We start from the raw sequence: 19,266 nt of genomic DNA, 5'->3' as shown, positions 1-19,266 counted from the left end.
AAATGCTGCTCACGACCCCGGTGGTGGAACCCGAAAACTGCCCGCACTGCGGGCAGTTGTGGCGGGAGAGGGGGCGGTCACGACCCCTCTCTTTTCCCCTGCTTCGCTTTCGTCGGCTACCCGCTGCCCCGCAAATCGGCCCAAATCCCCCGCAACTGCCCTGGGAGGGGTACACGGTGGGGGAGCCTGGGGAAGCCCCGCAAATCGGCCCACTGGGGGCAACACGGCGCTACATCTGCATCTCCGGCACTGTGCGAGTTTGCTCCGTCAGGAAGTCTGCACAGCACTCCTCCAGGCTCTCGCCCAAATGCTCCTGACAGTAGGCATCCATCTTGGGGAGGAGCAGGGCCTGCTCCTCAGCACTGAGCCGGTACTTGAAGTCCTGCTCATCGCCGTTGCCGTGCCGCAGGTACACGTCCAGCCAGTCGCAAACACAACCATGATCCAGATCATAGCTGGCGTAGATGTTCAGCCAGTCATCATTCTCAGCCGTACACACGTTGGTTCCAAACACTTGATCCGCAAAGGACGATACCTCCATGTAGAACTCCAGCAGGTTGTCGTGCTGAATAATATCCTCTGCGAAGGAGATGTCCTCTGCACGGAGCATCCGACTGCCGGTGAGATACTGCGCTTCTGTTTCGTATGTGACCTCTTTTCCTTGCAGACGATCCAGGAAGGTGCGCCACCGTTCTTCCGGGGATGCGCTGCTTTTCTTCATTGCGAAGTAGGCGGCGGTGCTGACATCCTGAATGCGGAATCGCTGCCAGCCGTCCATGATGTTGAGTGCATCGAGCCGCTCACTGTCCAGGTCAATGTGGTATGCACCCACCACTCGTCCGGTGTTGCCCAATCGCTCCAACACATATGTGTCGAACTGCTCACGGGATAACTTTTCTCCACGGGGAAACATTCCGGTGAAGCGTGCGGGGGGATCGCCTTCGGCCTTGCGGATGTAATTGCGCAGGCGGCCGGCGGTCTGAAGGAACTCCAGATGTTCTTCCGCCAGGAAGTAGATAGAGTTTCCGCCCTCCGTGACATGGAAGACGGCAAAGCGGCGGGCGGCTTCTCGGGCTTTCCGCTCCTCCTGATCCTCCTTCCAGATTTCAGCGCTGATGCGCTCATACTCCCGCTGGGGGAGCTGGTTGCACATCTCGTCAATGACGTCCTCCAGGTGTTCCTCCAGCGTTTCATCTTTCAAATGCTTGCTCAGCGCATCGTACCAACGCTGGTCAATCCAGAGGGTGATATCCTTGCTGTTCACTGTGTCACCTCCGTTTCCTCCACGGGCTTGGGTGTGGTGGGTCTGGGACTGCGCCGGGATCTGGTGGGAGCAGACGTGTCAGTCTCATCGATGTACTCGCGCACAGGGGCAGGAACATACTTTTCGTAGAGCTTTACCAGGGCATCCGTCATCTCACGCTCCAGTTCCAGATCTCGCTTGCTCATGTAGCGTTTCAAGGCAGAGAGTTTTTCCTCGTCAAAAGAAATGGTCAGGTTTACTTGTTTCATGTGGCACCTCCTTAGTTATAGTTGATATAGGGAATCTCCAGCCAGCCATAGCCCTTGATGAGACCAATGCAGTCTGATTTCCAGGCGGGCAGGCACTTAACGAGAAAGGCCGGAGCAAACGCTCCGGCCTACACAATATTCCACTGACACCGCTTCACGGAAGGGCTTCCATCATTTGTTTCCGCAGCGGGGCGATACCGTGCGGTTTTGTAGATAATCGGGGGGACAGAAAAAGGGGACCGCATCTGTAAGATGCGATCCCGTCGTTCCCCCATTACAGGTATTTTGCTCTCAGGTAGTCCGCCTGCTCCTGCGTGATGGCGCTGCTCCACTGGTTGGAGTTGATGGCGCCATACAGCTCTCCCCACAGGCAGTCCATGTAGGACACATGGTTTTTCTCTCCCTGGATATATTCATCCAGGGCCTTTTGCAGGCTGGCCGGCAGGTCCCGTTCCAGATAGGTGCGGTCGTTTGGCTTCCCGTCCGTGGCCTGCCTTTGCTCTACAGTCATGGTCAGGAGCTGCTCCATGGGGATGTCCAGCGTGGCAGCAAGCTTGCTCAGTGTCCCGGCATTGCACCGCGTCAGCGACGTTTTGCCCGAGCAGATGTCCGCCAGCGTGGCCCATGGAACCCCGCTGCGCTTGGAGAGCTGGTAGCGGGAGAGACCCTTTTCCCGCAGGACTTGTTGAATCGTCATATGCATCACCCATCTCCGATTATATCGGTATCCCGATAACCAGTCAAGGGGTGCAGGCACAGCCAAATCGAAGGAGAAGGTCCGGTTCACTTGCTTCATGGGCACTTCCTTTCTCAGTTATAGTTGATATAGGGAATCTCCAGCCAGTGTGTCCATCCTCTGCCTTCCAGCTGGGTCTTCACCACACCGCATTGGGTGTTCATGGCTTCGATGACATAACCGTCGCCGACGTACACACCGATGTGTCCGTTCTGCCAGACTGCCAGACCAGGTGTGTCCGGCATGGTATCGATGGGACCAGACACGGAAGCGGAGTAGAACATTTGGTTGGCGCCCAGATCGGGCATACCGTTGGTGGCATAGCCGATGGTGAGTGTCTCTGGGTCGAGCCAGCCGTAGCCTTTGATCAGACCCACGCAGTCGGTGGTCCGACCGCCCAGCCAGTTGGAACGAATGAAGTCTGCGTAGGTACCGACACCGTCGGGGTACTGCGCCTGCTTGTAGGCGAAGAGAGAATCGGTGAGGACATTGCCGTAGGTTCCCCACACATAACCCCAGCCGGACTCCCAGGCGTGAATGGCATAGAGAGCCAGGTCTGCGGAATTCTTGGTGGAGGGATCGGTGAAGGTGGAGATGTCCAGCTCGACACTCGTTCCATCTCCACGGAGATACTCACCGTTGTAGCTGCCACCGCCAGCAGTTCCAGCCACCGAGGTGTAGACGTGGTTGATGTTGTTTCTGTCATCCTCTGTGATGTCTCTGCCCAGATGAGCTTCCAGATGGGTGTATGCCTGGTAGAGAGAAAGGGGCACGTTGACGGTGTAGGTCTCCTCCTCGGTGGTGACGGTGCCGTCCTCTTGCTCCACCTCCACGGTGCGGGTTCTGGTTTCTGTGGTGTAGAAGCAGGCAACAAAGCTGTCCGCTTCGCTTTGGGATGGAGCATCCTCGCCAAAGCAGAGAGCATAAAAAACGGTCTTGACTCGCAATGGGTCAAGGCCGTTGCCGCTCTCCGTCTGCTCATTGGCGGAGACCACCGCCGAATCCAGAAGGGAGAAGGCGGAACGCATCTCCTCAATGGAGTGGCGAAACTCTCCGGGGATTTCAGCGGAGAGTGTGCTGCCGTAGAAGCACGCTTCCACTGAGGCATTGTTATGTTCGGCACCGCCCGAGCCAATGGAGCAGAGCAGAGCGATCAAAAGAATGGCAGGGGAGAAGACCGCAACCAGCACCCAGCCAACCCCTTTTCGAGTTTTCTCGTTGGTGAGCAGCGTAGCGGCGGCTTTGGCGATTGCCGCAGGGATTGCCATCAGCGACCACCTGCCGATCCAAAGAGCTTCTCCTTGTAGGCCGGAGCATGAACTTCCAATAGGTATCGCTCGTTGCCACACTTGTACAGGCAGACACCCCGCTGGGGAAACTTGATGAGATTGTACTCGGCTTCCTCCAGCTGGAGCATATCCATGTAGGAGCGCTTGTCGATGGAGCCTGCGTTGAAGAGAAACTGATGGGGCGGGATGCTGAACAGGTGTTTAGGGTATCAGCGCAGCAATGAAAGATTTCTGTGAGCTGTTCCTGGTTGAAAACTTGGTACTGGGGGACAAGGCCGGAACGGATAGCAAAGTCTTGTTTGGCAGCCATGTAGTTTTCCTGAAAGTAGTGGCCGTAGTTGAGACCTGTCCAGCGGAAGTCCCGGTCCCAGGTGACAAAGTGGATGCCGAATTTGGTCTGGTGTCCAGCCAGCACAGTCCCATTGAAGTCGGCCAGCACTCGAAAGTCTCCGGTCAGCCCCTGTGCCCTCAAGGGGGGAGCCTGCTCCAGCAGGGTAGTGTATTCCCGCACCATACAGGCCAGATCTGCGGCTCTTTGACAGGCTTGTTCCCGTTCCAAATTTGCCACATTCTCCTGCCAGTAGCGTACACCGCCGCCCTCTGTGATCCTGCAGAGAGGGTGGCCATCCCACTCTACAGGTAACAGACTATCCTGTTCTGCTTGGGTGGTGAAGCCTTCCCGTTGGAGTACTCGGCTCAACTCCTGAAAAAATGTGTCTCGTTTCATAATGATTACCTCCTTGGGGCGTGGTGCCCTTTTTGAATTTTGCTAGAAATGAAAAAAGGCGCCAATCTGATGGTCGGTCACGACCAACAAATTGACGCCTAAAACTTTGTGTATTCTGTTTTGAAAAAGATAGCGCCCTTTTTGAATAAGCCGGTTTCAAAAAGGGCGCCAAGTGGGGATGTCTACGCAAATCTCAGGGGAGAAGGGGGTTCGACTCCCATCGGTTACTGAGAAACAGCGGTTTGCATCTATGGAATTTTCGGTGAAATTTTGAGGAGAAAAAACCCGGAAACAGTTGATGCCGTAGGCTTTCAGCCTACGGCATCTATACTGTTTTGATAATATGGTGGACCTGAACGGGATCGAACCGTCGACCTCTCGGATGCGAACCGAACGCTCTCCCAGCTGAGCTACAGGCCCGTACTTGCCTATTATAGCAGAAAAAATATCTTTGTAAAGAGGGAAATCCAGAAAAGAAAAGGGTGGACGAGAAAAATTTAAAATTCGGTTGAAAATACTATACTGATGTGGTAGAATAAACAACGGCTTTTAACACACTTGTGTGTGGAGTAAGGCCGCGCTAGTCGGGGAGTTAGCGGTGCCCTGTATCTGCAACCCGCTATAGCAGGGATGAATCCCGGCCCCCGGAGACAAAATGTACTGACTGCCCCATATAAGCAGTGATGACGGATTGGTCCTGCGCAACGTGGCCCCGTGAACCGTGTCAGGCGGGGAACCGAGCAGCACTAAGCGGACCGCTGCGTGTGCCGCGGGGGTGCCGGTCTTGAGCCGGCTGTATGGGTAACGAGTATATTTTGTACTTCAAAGGCCGGTGCGCGGTCTTATTCTATACACAAGTGGTTTTCTTTTATCGGGAGGTGTGGAGCATGTATCAAGCGCTGTACCGGAAGTGGAGGCCTCGGTCCTTTGATGATGTAGTGGGGCAGGGGCACATTACGGAGACGCTGAAACGTCAGGTGCAGGCCGGACGGCTCACCCATGCCTATTTGTTTACCGGCACCAGGGGAACTGGAAAAACCACGTGTGCCAAAATTCTGGCTCGGGCGGTAAACTGTCAAAATCCCCAGCAGGGGAACCCCTGTAACCAGTGTCCAGCGTGTACGGGCATTGAAAACGGCTCCATTCTGGACGTGGTGGAGCTGGATGCAGCGTCCAACAACCGCGTGGACGACGTGCGCGCCATGTTGGAGGAGGCGGCGTATACGCCAGCCACGGTGAAAAAACGTGTGTATATCATCGATGAGGTGCACATGCTCTCGCCCCAGGCCTTCAATGCCCTGCTGCAAATCTTGGAGGAGCCGCCGGAACACCTGATGTTCATTTTGGCTACTACGGAGTTGCATAAGGTCCCGGCCACTATCAAAAGCCGCTGCCAGCAGTTTGCCTTCAAGCGGATTCAGGCTGGAGAGATTGCCGGACGGCTCAGCTATGTGGCCCAGCAAGAGGGCATCGAACTGACCCAAGAGGGTGCGGCCCTGATTGCTCGGTTGGCTGACGGTGGCATGCGAGACGCCCTGTCTCTGTTGGACCAGTGTGTGGGAGCAGGGGAGAGAGTAGACCAGGACCGGGTGTTTCAGGTTCTGGGTCTGGCCGGAAACCTGCAAATGGTGGCCATGCTGGAGGAGATTGCAGAGGGCAACACAGCGGGCGCCTTACAGCGTCTCAACGAGTTGTATACCGGAGGCAAAGAGATGGCGGCTTTGGCCGGAGAACTTTCCGCCCTGATCCGGGATCTGCTGGTCTCCAAGAGTGCTCCCAAAGGTGGGGTGGGACTGCTGACTGGCGGTTATGATTCATCTACCTTGCAGCGATTGGCGCAGCTGTTTGATGTACCTAAATTGGTGCACATGCTTTCCCTAGTTCAGAAGACGGCTGGAGAACTGGTCCACTCGGCCAATCGTCGTACCGATATGGAACTGTGCCTGGTGATGTTGTGTGATCCCTCACTGGACGCCAGCACACAGGCGTTGGCTACCCGGGTGGCCAAACTGGAACAGATGATTTCCAGCGGACAGGTTTCGGTATCTGCGTCAAGGGAAATGCCTGTACAGGAAGTAAAACAAAAGACTTCTGCGGGAACAGCGGTACCGACATTACAACCCCAGAAGGCAAAGAACCAGGAACCTATGGATGCGCCCCCGTGGGAAGTGAGCCCAAATCAGGCTAACACGGCGTTTGCAGAACTTGCAAGGAAAAATACTTTACAGGAAAAGACGGAAGCAAAGCCTGTTGTGCAAGTCACCACTCCGGCAGAGCCGGTGGTGGAGACACCTCCCCCGTCGGAGCCTGTTTCTGTGTCGCCTTCGGTTACTGGCGGCGGGCAGGGCTGGCCGGGATGGAATGTGGTGTGTGGGCAGCTCAAAGGGGTATTGTCCACCGGCGACTACATGTTTTTTTCCATGCCGGGAATGCTAGCCGGACGTTGGGATGGCACGGCGGTAACCTTGTGGGCTACCAATCAGTTTGTGGCAGATCTGGTGTCCAAGCCGGACATCTCCGGTGCCATTGCCCAGACTGTGGCCCATCATTTGGGGCATCGCGTGGCGGTGCATGTCCAGGTGGGAACCGCTCCAGCGGAGGAGCCGGTGGTTGCGAAAGCAACTTCACCGGTGACCACGGATCAGCCTGATGCATTGGATGCGTTTTTGGCTGCAGGACATAGCAACGTAATAGAAGAGTAACACAACTGCACATAATCTAGGAGGGAATCAATATGGCAAAAGGATTTAACACCCGAGGCATGGGTGGTATGGGCGGCAACATGAATCAGATGATTCGTCAGGCCCAGAAGATGCAGCAGGATATGATGAAGGCCCAGGAGGAGCTGGAGAGCAAGACCTACGAGGCCAGCGCCGGTGGCGTGGTCACCGCAGTGGTGTCTGGTAAGAAGGAGCTGTCTTCTGTGACCATTGATCCCGAGGCAGTGGACCCGGACGATGTGGAGATGCTCCAGGATCTCATTGTGGCAGCGGTGAACGAGGCCATGCGCAAGGCCACTGATGACGCTGCCAGTCAGATGTCCCGCCTCACCGGCGGACTGGGACTGCCGTTCTAAAAGGAACCAAAGGGCTGCTTTCGGAATGGAAAGCAGCCCTGACTACATAATTGATAAAGGAGGAACCTGTTATGGTTAAGTTTTCTCAGATGGAATATCAGAGACCGGATTTGGAACACTTGAAAGGGGAAATGGCGCAGCAGGTGGAGAAGCTGAAGGCTGCGGACAGCTATGATGTGGCCCGTCAGGTATTTGTGGAGATGGACCGTATCAACCGCCACACCGACACCATGAGCACTCTGGCCAATATCCGCCACTCCATTGATACCCGGGACACCTTTTATGATGAAGAAGTGAAGTTCTGGAATGCAGCTGGCCCCCAGTTGCAGGAGTATCAGCAGGCTTGGAACCAGGCCATGCTCCACTCTCCCTTCCGCGGAGACTTTTCTCAGGAGTTTGGAGACCTGATGTTTGTCAATGCTGAGATTGCTCTGAAGACCTTCTCGCCTGACATCATTGAGCTGATGCAGAAGGAAAATGACCTGACCCAGGAGTATGAGAAGCTGTTGGCTTCTGCCCAGATCCCCTTTGAGGGCGGGGTGTACACCCTGTCTCAGATGACTCCTTTCAAGAGTGATGCCGACGATATCCGTCGTCTCAATGCCTGGAAGGCAGAGGGGCAGTGGTACAAGGACAACCAGGAGGCGCTGGACAGCCTGTACGATCAGCTGGTACATCTCCGGGATGAGATGGGCAAGAAGCTGGGCTACGAGGGATACACCACCCTGGGCTATTACCGGATGGGCCGCAACTGTTACACCAAGGAAGACGTGGAGAAGTTCCGTCAGGCTGTGGTAAAGTATCTGGTGCCTGTGGCGGATGGTATCTACAAAGAGCAGGCCAAGCGTCTGGGCAAGGAATACCCCATGAGCTTTGCCGACAACGCTCTGGAGTTCCGCTCCGGCAATCCCCGCCCTTGTGGCAGTGCCCAGGATATTTTAGAGCAGGGGAAGAAGTTCTACGACCAGCTGTCCCCGGAGACCAGCGAGTTTTTCCGCACCATGCTGGATGGGGAGTTGCTGGATGTGCTCTCCACGGAGGGTAAGGCTGGCGGCGGCTATTGCACCAGCATTCTGGACTACCAGGTGCCCTTCATCTTCGCCAACTTCAACGGCACCCAGGGAGACGTAGAGGTGGTGACCCACGAGGCAGGCCACGCGTTTGATGCTTGGCTTAACCGGGACCGCATTCCCGCTGAGTATATCTGGCCCAGCATGGAAGCCTGCGAGGTACACTCCATGTCCATGGAGTTCTTTGCGTGGCCTTGGGCCCATGGCTTCTTCGGGGAGGATACCCGCAAGTTCCACTACAGCCACCTGTCCAGTGCTTTGACTTTCATCCCCTACGGCACCATGGTGGACCACTTCCAGCATGAGGTGTATGCCCACCCGGAGATGACCCCTGCCCAGCGTCACCAGAAGTGGAAGGAACTGCTGGGGGTGTATATGCCCTGGATGAAGTTGGACGGGGAGATTCCCTTCTATAGCGAGGGTGAGGGATGGCAGCGTCAGCACCACATTTATTCCAGCCCCTTCTATTATATTGATTACTGCCTGGCCCAGACGGTGGCTCTGCAGTTTTGGGATAAGATCCAGGAGGACCTGGGCGAGGCTTGGGAGCACTACATGGCCTACACCCGTCAGGGTGGCAGTCAGGTGTTCACCACCTTGCTGGAGCGTGCTGGCTTGGACAGCCCCTTCGAAGAGAGCTGCTTGCAGCGGGTGTGTGCCTCGGCCAAGAACTGGCTGGAGCACTTTGACATGAGCGGAATCGCCTAAGCGCTATGGCTGAGAAAAAACGAAAGCGCTGGAACCGCTACTCCAAGGCCTCCCAGTTTGCACCTGGGGCAGGGGGGGAACTGGCCTACACGGGCCGCTACTTTACCTTCCAGGAGACGGAGGTCACCTATCGGGAGAGTATGCGCCGCCGCATTGTCCTCACCGCTGGATCGACGGTGGCGGCACTGGTGTGCGGCTTCATGCCGGTGCCGGCTCTGAGCAATACCTGGTATGTGTTGCTGCCCTTCATGCTCACGGTTTTGGCGGTGGCTTCCCAGGTGTGGGCAGTGTGCCGCATGGCCTACTGGGGCAATCCACTGCGGGAATACGTCTATGATACAACCGTCAAGCAGCTTCCTGTGCGCACCATACTGGCCATGATTTTGTCAATGTGCACACTCTGTGGACAAATTTGCTATCTGGTGCTGCATGGCTTGCAAGAGGGATGTTCTTTCTGCAATTTTGCATTTTTAGGCCTTTTGATTGTGATTTTTGTCTGTTCCGCCGTGTGGAGACGAATGGAAATTCGGTGGAAGTGGTCCGTTTAATGTGATAAAGCACGAAAATTTGTGAGATATCACAGGATGTTCTCGTTGACAATTCGGGCAAAACATAATAGAATAGTCTTTGCAAAATCTGCTGAAAAAACATTTGACCGCTTGGCGTGGACACTTGGGCGAAAAAATTGAAAGATTCAGCAGATGAAGTTGCAAAACCAGTTTCCGTGAGAGAGAGACAGAGACTGGTATATTTCCTTGTGAGCTGGGAGGATTCAAAGTTCTCTTTGTTCAATATTATAAAAGGAGGAATCTCTACATGAAAAGCACCAAAAAAGTGCTTGCGCTGGGCATGGCGTCTGTGATGACTCTGAGTTTGCTTTCTGCTTGCGGCAACAAGAGCAACACAGATAACCCGTCCGGCGGCTCCAACACCGGTACTCTGGTGGTTGGTGACGGCAACTACGACGGCAAGTTCTCTCCCTTCTTCTACACCTCTGCTTACGATGGAAACATCGTGACCCTCAACCAGCTGCAGCTGGCTGGCGCTGACCGCGAGGGCGCTATGATCCTCAAGGGCATCGAGGGCGAGACCAAGGAGTACAACGGCACCGAGTACACCTACACTGGCATCTCTGACATTGAGATTACCCAGAACGCTGACGGCACCGTGTACTACGACATCACCCTGAAGGACGGCGTGAAGTTCTCCGATGGCCACGAGCTGGACATTGACGACGTGATCTTCTCCATGTACGTCCTGTGTGACCCCACCTATGACGGCAGCTCCACTCTGTACGGTCAGCCCATCATGGGTATGAACGAGTACCGTCAGAACAACGTGACTCTGTCCGCTCTGCTGGGTCAGCTGGGTGAGAACAACACCGACTTTACCTTCGTGACCCAGGAGCAGCAGACTGCTTTCTGGAACGCCATCAACGACGGCCTGGTGAAGTACTGCCAGGAGATCGTGGACTATGTGAAGACCGCCGTGGAGGATGACACTCTGTCCGTGGCCGCCGCTGCTGCTCAGTGGGGCTTCGAGCTGGAGGCTGACGCCACTGTGAAGGACTTCGCTCTGGCCATGGGCAACCAGTATGGCTGGAACTTCAGCTCCATGGAGGCTGAGACCGCTGGTACCAAACTGGCTGACCTGATCCCCGAGGACGTGTACAACTACTACACCGTCAACGTGGCCACTGGTGAGTCTGCTCCCAATATCTCTGGTATTCAGAAGACCGGTGATATGTCCATGCGTCTGGTGACCACCAGCCTGGATGCTACCACCATCTATCAGCTGTCTCTGTTCGTGGCTCCCATGCACTACTATGGTTCCGAGGACAAGTACGACTACGAGAACAACCAGTTCGGCTTCCCCAAGGGCGACCTGTCCTCTGTGCGCGCTAAGAGCTCCGAGCCCATGGGCGCTGGCCCCTACAAGTTCGTCAGCTATGAGAACGGCACTGTCGCTCTCGAGGCCAACGAGAACTACTGGAAGGGCGAGCCCAAGATCAAGAACATCAACTTCAAGGAGACCACCGAGGCCGATAAGATTTCCGGCGTGAAGGCTGGTACCCTGGACATCACCGATCCTTCCTTCTCCGTGGACGCCATCGAGGAGATTGCTGAGGCCAACGGCGGCAGCAAGGATTATAACGGCTCCGTGATCACCATCAACACTGTGGATAACCTGGGCTACGGCTATGTGGGCATCAACGCTGACAACGTCCGCGTGGGCAATGACTCCGCTTCCGAGGCTTCCAAGAACCTGCGTAAGGGTCTGGCCACTGTGCTGGCCGTGTACCGTGACGTGGCCATCGACTCCTACTATGGTGAGGCTGCCAACGTCATCAACTACCCCATTTCCGACACTTCTTGGGCTGCTCCCAAGGTCACTGACGCCGGCTATCAGGTGGCTTTCTCCACCGACGTGGACGGCAACCCCATCTACACCGATGGCATGAGCGATGACGAGAAGTATGCCGCTGCCAAGGAGGCCGCTCTGGGCTTCTTCCAGGCTGCTGGCTACACCGTGGAGGGCGGTAAGATCACCGCTGCTCCCGCTGGCGCCAAGATGAGCTACGAGCTGATCATCGGCGGCGGCGGTAAGGGTGACCACCCCTCCTTCATGATGTGCTCTCTGGCTTCCGAGGCTCTGGCCGAGATCGGCATGGAGCTGCGCGTGACCGATATTGCCAACTCCTCCGATCTGTTCGCTCAGATGGAGGCCGGCACCGCTGAGCTGTTTGCCGCTGCTTGGCAGGCCACTCCCGACCCCGACATGTATCAGATCTACCACAGCCAGGGCAACTCCAACTACAACTACGACATCAAGGATCCTGATCTGGACGAGATTATCGTGGCTGCCCGCAGCACCACCGATCAGGCTGCCCGTATCCCCATGTACAAGGAAGCTCTGGACATCGTGATGGACTGGGCTGTTGAGCTGCCCATCTATCAGCGCACCAACTGCTTCATCTTCTCCACCGAGCGTGTGAACATCTCCACCCTCACTCCCGATATCACCACTTATTGGGATTGGAAGAACGACATCGAGAAGCTGGAGCTGAACTAAGTTTTCGGGACACAAATCATACCAAGAAGTAGATTTGTCACCACGGTTGCCCTGCGGTGCAATACCGCAGGGCAACCGTGTGCATCCCTGCACATGAGGCGGCTGTTCTGACGCTTCGTTGAAACATTGCCGGAGGGGCTGCCTGATGTGCGGACGGGGCAGACACATCTTGCGAGGACACGAACCCCCGTGACTCGCCATCAAATACGGAGGGGATTCTATGCGAAATTTTATCATCAAGCGTATCCTACTATCAGTTGTCATTCTATTCTTTGTATCCTTTATCATTTATACACTGCTGCGCTGCCTGCCCAGCTCTTACGTGGAGACCATGGCTCGCCAGCTGTCCATGGCCCCCGGTGCCAAGCCTTACTCCGAGTGGCTGGCCCAACTGGAAGGGCAGTATGGTTTGGACCTGCCGTTGATTCCTGGCTTCCTCCATCAGCTGGGTAACCTGCTCACTGGTAACTTCGGCGACAGCTGGAAGTTCACCGTGCCTGTGGTGGACAAGTTTGCCAGCGTCATCTGGATTTCCTTTGTCATGGGCGGCATTGCTTTCATTCTTCAGTTGATCATTGCCATCCCTCTGGGTGTCATCGCTGCTACCAAGCAGTACTCCAAGGCTGACTATGCCATCAGCGTGTTCGCTCTGGCTGGTATCTCTCTGCCCACCTTCTTCTTTGCCACTCTGCTCAAGCTGATCTTCTCTGTCAAGCTGGGTTGGTTTGATCTGGTGGGTCTGACGGGCCGTGATTTCTATCAGCTGGATGCTGTGGGTCAGTTCTTTGATATGGCCCACCACTTGGTGCTCCCCATTGTCACTCTGGTGGTGATTCAGGTGGGCTCTCTGATGCGTTATACCCGTACTAACATGTTGGAAGTGCTCAACTCCGACTACATCCGCACCGCTCGTGCCAAGGGCCTGAGCGAGAAGAAGGTTATTTATCATCACGCCTTCCGCAACACCCTGATTCCTCTGGTTACCATTGTGGGTGGCTCTCTGCCCAGCCTGTTTGCCGGTGCTCTGATTACCGAGACTCTGTACAATATCTGGGGTATTGGTTATACGTCCTACACCGCTATGACCGCTGGCGACATTCCGTTCTCTATGTTCTACCTGCTGTTCATGGCTGTGTTGACTCTGGCCGGTAACTTGATTTCCGACATTTTGTACGCTGTGGTTGACCCCCGCGTGCGTATCGCTTAAGAAAGGAGGCGCTTTCATGTCTGACGAGAAGAAAATGAACCATCAGAACGAGGGCGGCTCCCAGGAGCAGCTTTCTCTGAACGATGACCGCCGCGTCAAAGTTCTGTCCCCCGGTGCCCTGGTAGCCAAGCGCTTTTTCCGCAACCGTCTGGCTGTGGTGGGCCTGGTGATCCTGGCCGTTATGTTTGTATTCTCCTTTATTGGTGGCGTTGTCAGCCCCTATAAGGAAAACGACGTGTTCTACCGTTATGACTATCAGTCCAAGGAATATGCCGCTGTGACCGAGAACACCTCCTTCCGCTACACGGTAGCAGATGGACAGGAGTTCAGCGGTATGCTCCAGGCTCAGTTTATGATTGCTGCCACCAAGAACGAGGCGTCCTTTGATTATAAGGATGTGACCTATTCCATTGCCGAGGAAGGGGAGGACTTCTACCTCATCTCCCAGGGCAACACAGTACTGGCCATTGCCTATAAGGACATCGTCAATGCAGAAGACACTTCCACTCAGCTCAGCTTTGACTTCCAGCGTGCTGCACTGAAGGCCTACACCAACGGGGAGCAGACCTTTACCGCTGGTGGCAAGGAGTACACTGTGGATGAGATGGGCGGCGTGAACCAGGCTGGCACTCCTGTGGCTTATATCAGCCGCTTTGTGGTGCAGTCCAAGGTTTCCGGCGTGACCTTTACCCGTGATTTTAAGGAGCAGCTGTCCGAGGCCATTGAGGCCGACCAGGAGGAGTTCACCTTCACCAACGAGGAAGGCACTTACGACTACACTCTGGTGTACGATGCGGACACTCGAAGCTACTCCATCAAGCAGGAGAAGGAGACCCAGGTGTTTGACACCTACTCTTCTCCCAGCAAGGAGCACTGGCTGGGCACTGACCGCAACGGTATGGACATGCTCACCCGTCTGATGTACGGTGGCCGCGTGTCTCTGGTCATTGGCTTCATTGTTGTGTTTATCTCCGCCTTCCTGGGCATTGTTCTGGGCGGCGTGGCCGGTTATTTCGGCAAGTGGGTTGACAACCTGATTATGCGTGTGGTGGATATCTTCTACTGCATTCCCTCCATGCCTTTGATCATTATTATGGGTTCGGCCATGGACGGCATGCGCGTGGACCCCACCATGCGAATGTTCTACCTGATGCTGATTTTGGGCTTCCTGGGTTGGCCCAGTATTGCCCGTATGGTGCGTGGTCAGATCCTCTCTCTGCGTGAGCAGGAGTTTATGACTGCTACCGAGGCCTGCGGCATCAGCATTCCCCGGCGTATTTTCCGCCACCTGATTCCCAACGTCATTCCTCAGCTCATTGTTATTTGCACCATGAGCCTGGGTTCCACCATCATTACTGAGGCCACTTTGTCCTTCCTGGGTCTGGGCGTCAAGTTCCCCTTCGCTTCCTGGGGTAACATCATCAACGACGTGTCCAACTCCTTCGTATTGACCTCCTACTGGTTCGTGTGGATTCCCGCTGGTATCTGCCTGCTGCTCACCGTGTTGGGCTTCAACTTCGTGGGTGACGGTCTGCGCGATGCCTTTGACCCCAAGATGAAGCGCTAAGAGAGGAGAGAGACTATGGCTAAGAAAAAAGCAGAGGGCTATCTCTCCGGCCGGGAGGCACGGCGTATTGCCAAGGAGAACCGCCGGATTACCAATGCCTTTGAGAAGCAGCGCAAGCGTAAGAACGTGCCCGAGAGTGAGTACCTTACCCAGATGGCCGATCCCAACAACGCTGTGGAGTTCGATAACCTGCACACCTATTTCTACACCGACGCCGGTGTGGTGAAGAGCGTAGACGGCGTGTCCTTTGAAGTGCCCATCGGCAAGACCGTGGGCGTCGTAGGCGAGTCCGGCTGCGGTAAGTCGGTCACCAGCCTGTCCCTGATGCAGCTGCTCCAGCGGCCCCAGGGCCAGGTGGTGGAGGGCGAGATTCGCCTGAACATGGGCGACAAGGCCTATGACGTGACCAAGATGCCCAACGAGCAGATGCAGAAGATTCGTGGCAACTATGTGTCCATGATCTTCCAGGAGCCCATGACCAGCCTGAACCCTGTGTTCCGTATCGGCGAGCAGGTGGACGAGGTCATCGCTCTGCACCACGGTGAGGGCAAGACCAAAGAGGACATCAAGGCCCGCACCATCCAGCTGCTGGAGATGGTGGGCATCGCCAACAGCCAGGGTGTGTACCAGATGTACCCCCACGAGCTGTCCGGTGGTATGCGTCAGCGCGTATGTATCGCCATGGCTCTGGCTTGCAGCCCCAAGGTGATCATCGCCGACGAGCCCACCACCGCTCTGGACGTGACCATCCAGGCTCAGGTGCTGGACCTGCTGCGTAACCTGAAGGATAAGATCAACTCTTCCATCATGTTCATCACCCATGACCTGGGCGTCATTGCTGAGATGGCTGACTACGTGGTGGTCATGTACGCCGGTCGTGTGGTGGAGAAGGGAACCGTACACGAGATCTTCTCCAACCCCGCCCACCCCTACACCATCGGCCTCATGGCTTCCAAGCCCGTGGTGGGCAAGCAGGTGGACAAGCTCTATTCTATCCCCGGCAAGGTGCCTAACCCCATCGACATGCCCAACTACTGCTACTTCAAGGACCGCTGCGAGATGTGCGTGGAGGGCTGCAACGGTGAGTATCCCTGCCAGGTGCAGCTCAGCCCCACTCATTTCGTGTCCTGCTATCGTTACTACGACAAGAAAAACCAGGGAGGTGAAGTCTAATGGCAAAGAAGAGTCAAATCGTCACGGGAGACTTCACTCCCGTGGAGTACGATCCCCAGTACATTCTTCAGGTCAACCACCTGAAGAAGTACTTCCCCATCAAGGGTGGTATGGGTCAGACCGTGGGCCATGTCAAGGCCGTGGATGGTGTGACCTTCAACCTCAAGAGAGGTACCACCATGGGTCTGGTGGGTGAGTCTGGCTGTGGTAAGACCACTACCGGTCGTACCATTCTCCGCTTGGCTGGCGAAAAGACCGACGGCCAGGTGCTCTTCAACGGCGAAGAGATCTATGAGAAGAACCCCAAGGAGATGCGTGCTCTGCGCACCAAGATGCAGATCATTTTCCAGGACCCCTTCTCCAGCCTTTCTCCCCGCCTTCCCGTGGGTGAAATCATCGGTGAGGCAGTGCGAGAGCACAAGCTGGTGAGCAAGGCTGAGTACAATGACTACATTGATAAGGTCATGGATAACTGCGGTCTGCAGCCTTTCCACAAGGCTCGCTATCCCCATGAGTTCTCCGGCGGTCAGCGTCAGCGTATCTGTATTGCCCGTGCTCTGGCTCTGAACCCTGAGTTCGTGGTGTGCGATGAGCCAGTATCCGCTCTGGACGTGTCCATTCAGGCCCAGATCATCAACCTGCTCAAGGACCTGCAGGATCAGTACAACCTGACCTACCTGTTCATCTCCCACGACCTGTCCGTGGTGGAGCACATTTCCGACTCCGTGGGCGTGATGTACCTGGGCAACCTGGTGGAGTATGGCGATACGGTGGACATCTTCCGCAATCCGCTGCACCCCTACACTAAGGCTCTGTTCTCCGCTATTCCTGTGCCCGATCCCAACGCCAAGATGAACCGCATTGTGCTGGAGGGCTCCATTCCTTCTCCCGCCAATCCTCCCAGCGGCTGCAAGTTCCACACCCGCTGCCCCTACGCCACCGAGCGATGCAAGGTGGAGGCTCCCTGTCAGCGTGAGGTGGAGCCTGGCCACTATGTGGTTTGCCACCTCTTTGACAAGTAAGATATGGCACGCAAGCCGAAGAAGTACGAAGATGATGACGGCCGCGTGATTGCGGACATGAGCGATGTCTCTCGTCCTAATTTGATGCACTTGGGTGGTTCCGTCTCGAAGCCTACTCCGCCTCCTCAGGAAGTGGGGGAACAGACCAAGGAGGATCGTCCTTGGGAAAGCAACGAGATGAGCCGGGAGGACCGACGCGCCTATATCTGGGCAGCCCTGAGAGCGGGATTGCTCATTGGCTTGGTCTACCTGGTGGGATTTGGATTGCTCACTGCGCTGCTGTTATGGCTTTGGACATAAGATGATGCAGACCCGCTGCACACCCCTTGGGGTGATGCGGCGGGTCTGTTGTTTCCAGCGTCATTGACGGATCTGGAATGTTTGAGTATGATAGAATCACAAGGAGGGGAAACTACCATGAATCAGATTGAGATGTTGAGCCAATGGGTGGCAGAGAGCCAAAACGTGGTGTTTTTCGGTGGGGCAGGGGTGTCCACCGAGAGTGGTATTCCGGATTTTCGCTCCCAGGATGGACTGTATCACCAGCACTATGACTTGCCGCCGGAGACCATTCTCAGCCACGACTATTTCATGTCCCATACCCAGGAGTTTTATCGGTTCTACCGGGATAAAATGCTCTGCCTGGATGTGAAGCCCAATGCGGCCCATTTGACCTTGGCCAAATGGGAGCAGCAGGGCAAGTTGAAAGCGGTGGTGACCCAGAACATCGACGGTTTGCACCAAAAAGCGGGCAGCCGGAAGGTGTATGAGTTGCACGGGTCGGTGTACCGCAACTATTGTATGTCTTGCGGGGCCGCCTATCCGGTGGAGCAGATTGCCCAGGGGGAGGGAGTTCCCCACTGTCCACACTGTGGCGGCATCATTAAACCGGACGTGGTACTCTACCAGGAAAGTCTGGATGGACGCACCATCCAAGGGGCGGTGGAGGCCATTGCAAATGCTGACTTGCTGATTGTGGGCGGTACTTCTCTGGTGGTGTATCCGGCGGCGGGCCTGCTGGAGTATTACCGGGGAAATCGACTGGCCCTCATCAACCGAGATGCCACCAGTTACGATCAGCGGGCGGGCCTGGTGATTCGAGAGCCCATCGGGAAAGTGATGGAGGAAATTTCTTCCCTCCTCGACGCTTGAAAGAAAAGTAAAAATCAGGTATAATAGATGTAATTATTTTACCGCTGCGTAAAGGAGACAGTACCAATGAAGCCTAGAGTTGCCGTAGTGACCGACAGTAACAGCGGAATTAGCGTGGCTGAAGGAGAGCATATGGGCGTTTACGTGGTGCCCATGCCCATCAACATTGATGGGAAGGTGTACTTTGAAGGCCTGAACTTGAGCCAGGAGTACTTCTATCAGCGCCTGACGGCGGGAGCGGAGATGTTCACTTCCCAACCTTCCCCGGCGGACACCCTGGAGCTTTGGAACCGCATTCTCCGAGGCTACGATCAGTTGGTGTACATTCCCATGTCAGCAGGGCTGAGCAGCACCTATGCCACGGCACGGATGATGGCGGAGGATTACCAGGGAAAGGTGCAGGTGGTGGACAACCGTCGGATTTCTGTAACCCAGTGCCAGTCGGTTCGGGATGCCATGTCCATGGTAAAGCAGGGTATGGATGCCAAGACCATCCGGGAAACCCTGGAAGAGCAGGCGGCAGACGCCAGTATCTTCCTCATGGTGGACACTTTGAAGTATTTGCGGCGAGGCGGCCGGGTTTCCGGTGTGGAGGCCTTTGCCGGTGCCATGTTGAACATCAAGCCAGTACTCTCCATTGGCGAAGGCAAGCTGGAGGCTGTGGGCAAGGTGCGTGGCGTCAAGGCGGCTCGGGTGATGATGCTGGACAAACTCCAACAGGAGTTGGATGGTCGGTTGAAGCCCCTGTACGAGAGCGGCCATTTGGCAGTGAAAATCGCATGTAGTCAGGTCTCCGATCAGCTTCGGGAGGAGTGGAAGACCCAGGTGATGGAGTATTTCCATCTGGAAGAGGAGATTGAATGCGCCGATCTCACCCTCTCGGTGGCTTGCCACACCGGCCCGGGCGTACTGGGCGTGGGTGCGGTGCGTATCTAAAAGTGAAAAAACGGCTCTG

At 55.6% G+C, this 19,266-nt stretch carries 16 protein-coding genes, 1 tRNA gene, 1 other RNA gene and 1 pseudogene; 13 read left to right on the top strand and 6 right to left on the bottom strand.

The window, feature by feature from the left end:
- Window positions 1–229: 229 nt before the first annotated feature.
- From B5G37_RS10315 to B5G37_RS10285, 6 genes and pseudogenes are all read right to left on the bottom strand, one after another.
- Window positions 230–1,264: a hypothetical protein gene (locus tag B5G37_RS10315; RefSeq protein ID WP_087257163.1), complete on the bottom strand. Its 1,035-nt coding sequence runs from the start codon at window positions 1,262–1,264 to the stop codon at window positions 230–232.
- The gene (locus B5G37_RS10310) at window positions 1,261–1,512 is read right to left on the bottom strand and encodes a DUF6103 family protein (RefSeq protein ID WP_087257161.1); all 252 of its coding nucleotides are present in this window, start codon (window positions 1,510–1,512) and stop codon (window positions 1,261–1,263) included. The genes B5G37_RS10315 and B5G37_RS10310 overlap by 4 nt, the downstream gene beginning before the upstream one ends.
- Before the next feature lie 274 nt (window positions 1,513–1,786).
- The gene (locus B5G37_RS10305) at window positions 1,787–2,209 is read right to left on the bottom strand and encodes a helix-turn-helix transcriptional regulator (protein WP_087257165.1); all 423 of its coding nucleotides are present in this window, start codon (window positions 2,207–2,209) and stop codon (window positions 1,787–1,789) included.
- Between the two features lie 113 nt (window positions 2,210–2,322).
- The gene (locus B5G37_RS10300; RefSeq protein ID WP_087257159.1) at window positions 2,323–3,516 is read right to left on the bottom strand and encodes a hypothetical protein; all 1,194 of its coding nucleotides are present in this window, start codon (window positions 3,514–3,516) and stop codon (window positions 2,323–2,325) included.
- Window positions 3,516–3,734, bottom strand: a pseudogene (locus B5G37_RS10295) (type VI secretion protein); the annotation flags it as partial. The gene B5G37_RS10300 and the pseudogene B5G37_RS10295, both read right to left, overlap by 1 nt.
- Window positions 3,735–4,608: 874 nt before the next feature.
- A tRNA-Ala gene (locus B5G37_RS10285) sits at window positions 4,609–4,684 on the bottom strand.
- 155 nt (window positions 4,685–4,839) lie between these two features.
- Between B5G37_RS10285 and ffs the strand changes: the two genes are divergently transcribed.
- The 13 genes from ffs to B5G37_RS10220 all read left to right on the top strand — a co-directional run bounded on the left by ffs (window position 4,840) and on the right by B5G37_RS10220 (window position 19,247).
- Window positions 4,840–5,104, top strand: an RNA gene (gene ffs / locus B5G37_RS10280) — signal recognition particle sRNA large type.
- Between the two features lie 47 nt (window positions 5,105–5,151).
- Window positions 5,152–6,966, top strand: coding sequence for a DNA polymerase III subunit gamma/tau (gene dnaX / locus B5G37_RS10275; RefSeq protein WP_087257154.1), 1,815 nt, complete (start codon window positions 5,152–5,154; stop codon window positions 6,964–6,966).
- Between the two features lie 32 nt (window positions 6,967–6,998).
- Window positions 6,999–7,340, top strand: coding sequence for a YbaB/EbfC family nucleoid-associated protein (locus tag B5G37_RS10270; protein ID WP_087257153.1), 342 nt, complete (start codon window positions 6,999–7,001; stop codon window positions 7,338–7,340).
- A 71-nt stretch (window positions 7,341–7,411) separates the two neighbouring features.
- A complete protein-coding gene (locus tag B5G37_RS10265; protein WP_087257150.1) occupies window positions 7,412–9,118 on the top strand; it encodes a M3 family oligoendopeptidase in 1,707 nt (568 codons plus the stop codon).
- Window positions 9,119–9,123: 5 nt separating this feature from the next.
- Entirely contained in the window at window positions 9,124–9,666 is a 543-nt protein-coding gene (locus tag B5G37_RS10260) for a hypothetical protein (RefSeq protein WP_087257148.1), read from the top strand.
- A gap of 268 nt (window positions 9,667–9,934) precedes the next feature.
- Window positions 9,935–12,190, top strand: coding sequence for an ABC transporter substrate-binding protein (locus B5G37_RS10255; protein WP_087257146.1), 2,256 nt, complete (start codon window positions 9,935–9,937; stop codon window positions 12,188–12,190).
- A 220-nt stretch (window positions 12,191–12,410) separates the two neighbouring features.
- Window positions 12,411–13,397, top strand: a complete 987-nt coding sequence (locus B5G37_RS10250) for an ABC transporter permease (protein WP_087257143.1) — start codon at window positions 12,411–12,413, stop codon at window positions 13,395–13,397.
- 16 nt (window positions 13,398–13,413) lie between these two features.
- Window positions 13,414–14,964, top strand: a complete 1,551-nt coding sequence (locus B5G37_RS10245; RefSeq protein WP_087257140.1) for an ABC transporter permease — start codon at window positions 13,414–13,416, stop codon at window positions 14,962–14,964.
- Between the two features lie 15 nt (window positions 14,965–14,979).
- Entirely contained in the window at window positions 14,980–16,137 is a 1,158-nt protein-coding gene (locus B5G37_RS10240) for an ABC transporter ATP-binding protein (RefSeq protein ID WP_087257138.1), read from the top strand.
- 110 nt (window positions 16,138–16,247) lie between these two features.
- Complete coding sequence (locus B5G37_RS10235) at window positions 16,248–17,159, top strand: oligopeptide/dipeptide ABC transporter ATP-binding protein (RefSeq protein ID WP_343229711.1); 912 nt, start codon at window positions 16,248–16,250, stop codon at window positions 17,157–17,159.
- Window positions 17,160–17,162: 3 nt separating this feature from the next.
- A complete protein-coding gene (locus B5G37_RS10230; protein ID WP_087257134.1) occupies window positions 17,163–17,459 on the top strand; it encodes a hypothetical protein in 297 nt (98 codons plus the stop codon).
- A 117-nt stretch (window positions 17,460–17,576) separates the two neighbouring features.
- Complete coding sequence (locus B5G37_RS10225) at window positions 17,577–18,311, top strand: NAD-dependent protein deacylase (protein ID WP_087257132.1); 735 nt, start codon at window positions 17,577–17,579, stop codon at window positions 18,309–18,311.
- A 66-nt stretch (window positions 18,312–18,377) separates the two neighbouring features.
- Window positions 18,378–19,247, top strand: a complete 870-nt coding sequence (locus B5G37_RS10220) for a DegV family protein (protein ID WP_087257129.1) — start codon at window positions 18,378–18,380, stop codon at window positions 19,245–19,247.
- Window positions 19,248–19,266 lie beyond the last annotated feature (19 nt).

The organism is Pseudoflavonifractor sp. An85, from assembly GCF_002161235.1.
Taxonomy (GTDB): Bacteria; Bacillota; Clostridia; order Oscillospirales; family Oscillospiraceae; genus Enterenecus.
This window is presented reverse-complemented; position numbering and strand designations above follow the sequence as displayed.